Source organism: Synechococcus sp. H55.2, from assembly GCF_047462495.1.
Classification (GTDB): domain Bacteria; phylum Cyanobacteriota; class Cyanobacteriia; order Thermostichales; family Thermostichaceae; genus Thermostichus.
This window is the reverse complement of sequence record NZ_JANSJH010000163.1, coordinates 1-2,912: the sequence shown is the minus strand read 5'-3', so window position 1 is coordinate 2,912 and position 2,912 is coordinate 1. Positions and strand designations below refer to the sequence as shown.

Sequence of the window (2,912 nt, the reverse complement as noted above, 5' to 3'; positions counted from 1 at the left end):
CAAGGCAATAAAACGGTCGCCCTAGAAATAATCGCTTTGGAGATGCAGTGGTTCAAGTTTGAAAGCGTCTCTCCCGACCAGACAGCCGTTGCAGCAGTTGCCGACATTTTCGCCGAGTGGTGCCCTTACCGGCCTTGCGTTGCAGAGCCGCCCTCAACCCAGAGTAGTGGTCTCTGACCTGGTTCAACTGCTGTCCATTCCAGTTCTCTCCCTCAGAAGTATGGGCAATATCTCTCCTACCCAAATCCACACCAATCGCCCTGGTGGTGTCTCGTGGCTCCGGTGGGTCGTGCTCCACGCCAATCTGGATGTAGTAAGAACCGTCTTGGCGTTTGACCAATGTGGCTGCTTTGGGATGAGAACCGGCCAGCATGCCGCGCTGGTAGTTACCTATATCCAGCTCAAAGCGTTCGCGTCCCTCAACGGTGGTCAGCGACACCGTCCAGTCCTTCTCGCGGAAAGAGAAGATGCGGGCATCGTAGGTAACGAAGCCAGACTTGAACGCTTTGACCGGACGATTTTTTTGCTGGGCAACCTTGCGGGCAGCGGCCAACCTTCTGCACACCTGTTGTGCCAGGTTGCTGGATAGCCCAAAGCGGGTACGAATTGCGCGGTAGCAGAGAGATTGGAGCTTGACTGGGTTGACCACCTTCTCTGGTGTGTTTTGGTTGACCCAGTAAGGCCTACGGCCCGCTGGCGCGAGGAGTGCTTGTGCAAAAGCCGACAAGGTTGCCTCTAGCTTCACGGCTTGCGAAGCAGATACCTTGAGCTTGCAGGAGATAGTTAAAACTTGGGTCATGTTGCAATCATACGTCATCCGCATTTCTCCCGACCCTGACCCTACGGGGCGGGGCTCCTGCGGTTTCTAGCTGAATCCGCAGAAAGGTGATGCAAAAAAGGAACCACAAAGCCCCCAGGCTATATCCGGCCAGCAGATCGCTGGGCCAGTTCAACCCCAAGTAGGCCCGGCTGAAACCAATGAGGAGTAGGATCCCCAGCACGCCGCCCCCGATCCAGCGCCGCTGAGCAGGATAATACCTTGCCAGCAGATAGCCCAACAGACCGTAGATTGCCGTTGCTGCGATGACCTGTCCACTGGGAAAGCTGTGGCCTGTCTCTGCAAGAATGGGATCCCAAAGATCTGGGCGGGCCCGAGAAAAAGTGGGCTTTAGGATCCCGGCGATCACGGCAGCTCCTAAGGCTGCAACCAACAGCCCCCAAGCCGTTCGTCTTTGTTGGCTGCGCCAGAGCAAAACCCATCCACAGGCGGTCAAGCTCACCAGCCCAATCGGATGCCCTAACCCCCACCCCACCCAAGCCAAGGGATCTGGCCAAGGGCTGGCCCGGCGCAGCCACTGCAAAATCCATACATCGATGGCTTGACTGGAGGGCGCCAGTCCTTGCAAAGCCAGAGTCAGTCCCCAAAGGGCCAGAGCCGAGCCGAGGATCCCGCCCAGGCCAACGGTTGTGCTCAGCAGGGTCAGGCTCGGAGAAACCCGTCTCACCCAGAAGATGGCGAGCTTTTCGGCGAAGTTAGGCCGCCGCACAGGCGGCGCGATCACGGTCAGCCCCCCTGGGATCACCTCGATCTGGACGGGGGTTGTGCCCACCACTTCTCCATCGACGACCACCTTTTGGGGTGGGGTTGCCTCAACCCGGATGCGGGAAGCTTTGAAGGTGAGGATCCCTTTCAGTTGCGGCACCTGCTTGGCCAGAGAGGCCCCCAGCAGATGCACCATATCCCCGAGCGGTTGCACCCGTCGCGCCAACGCCTGGGACAGCCTGCCTGAATTGGGGTCATCTTGGCCGCGCACCACCGTCACATCCAGTTGCCCATCCGTCGGATTGACGCGCCCACGGCCCTGGGCAAGCACAGAGGTGGCCGGTGCAGCATTGGCAATGGTCAGGGCAGTGGCTTGCAAGTGCTGCAGCTCGGCTCCATCCACTTGGAGCGTCACTTGAAAGGGTTGCTGGTTCGCCAGTTGTTGTAACCCCGCCAGCAAGTAGGCTAGCGATCCCAAGCGACTTTTCAATTCGCGGCTAGCGCGTTCGACCGTTTCCGCTTCAAACCCGATCCCGGCCAGCAGGATCATCGGCTGCCCATTGCAGCGAGCGGCATCCATCACCCGTGTCGATCCGGCCAAGATTAGATCGCAAGCCCTTTCCAAATCAGTTGGGATCCCCAGGGCTGCAGCAAAAGCATTGGCCGTACCGCGCGGGATCACCCCCAGGGGAATGCCGGAGCCAAACAGTACCCCGGCCACGGCTGAAACCGTGCCATCGCCACCGGAAGCGATGATCAGATCGGGACGGGCGGCCAGGGCTTCTTCTGCCAGGCTTTTGGCATCGCGCTCCGGCTCGGTCAGCAACACCTGCAGGCGGATCCCAGCGGATAGGCGTTGCCGCACCAGGGCCAGTTGTTGGGTTTCATCCCCTTGGCCAGCAATGGGGTTGAAGATCAAATAGCCCAGGCGTTGCTCCACCAACGAGAGCAGCAGCGCTCGGGCAGTGGGCACATTCAGCGCCAGCGGAAGATTTGCTTCTTGGCAATTTTGAACCAACTTTGCCAACCCGGCCGGATCTGCTGTCGGATCCCAGAGGGCAATGACGGCTTGGGTACTATCCTCAAAAAGTTGAGCATGCCATTCTGCCCTAGAGGCAACGGTTTTGACCGTCAGCCTGGGGTGTTGGGTCAAATGGGCGGCTAGGGATCCCTCGACAATCCAGCAAAACCGCGAGACCAGGGCGCGCTGCTGTGTGAGCAGCTCGAGCAAGGCGGCTTCTTGGTTGGCTGCTGCTGAGATCAGGATCCCGGGTTTCATGGGCCAACTCGAAAAATGGCACCCCAAATAGGATGCCAGGTGCTCAGAGGCATTAGGCAAGAGTTAAGAGGATTCTTGCGGCACTTCTGC

At 59.1% G+C, this 2,912-nt stretch carries 1 protein-coding gene and 1 pseudogene; both read right to left on the bottom strand.

The features are described 5' to 3' along the window. Positions 1-799: pseudogene (locus NW844_RS12570) on the bottom strand (transposase); the annotation flags it as partial. A 7-nt stretch (positions 800-806) separates the two neighbouring features. Further along, complete coding sequence (locus NW844_RS12565; protein WP_414336127.1) at positions 807-2,822, bottom strand: YegS/Rv2252/BmrU family lipid kinase; 2,016 nt, start codon at positions 2,820-2,822, stop codon at positions 807-809. Positions 2,823-2,912 lie beyond the last annotated feature (90 nt).

Bases quoted from the DNA above. Each gene is read 5' to 3' on its own strand.
- NW844_RS12565 (WP_414336127.1), bottom strand. From the start codon at position 2,822: ATGAAACCCGGGATCCTGATCTCAGCAGCAGCCAACCAAGAAGCCGCC.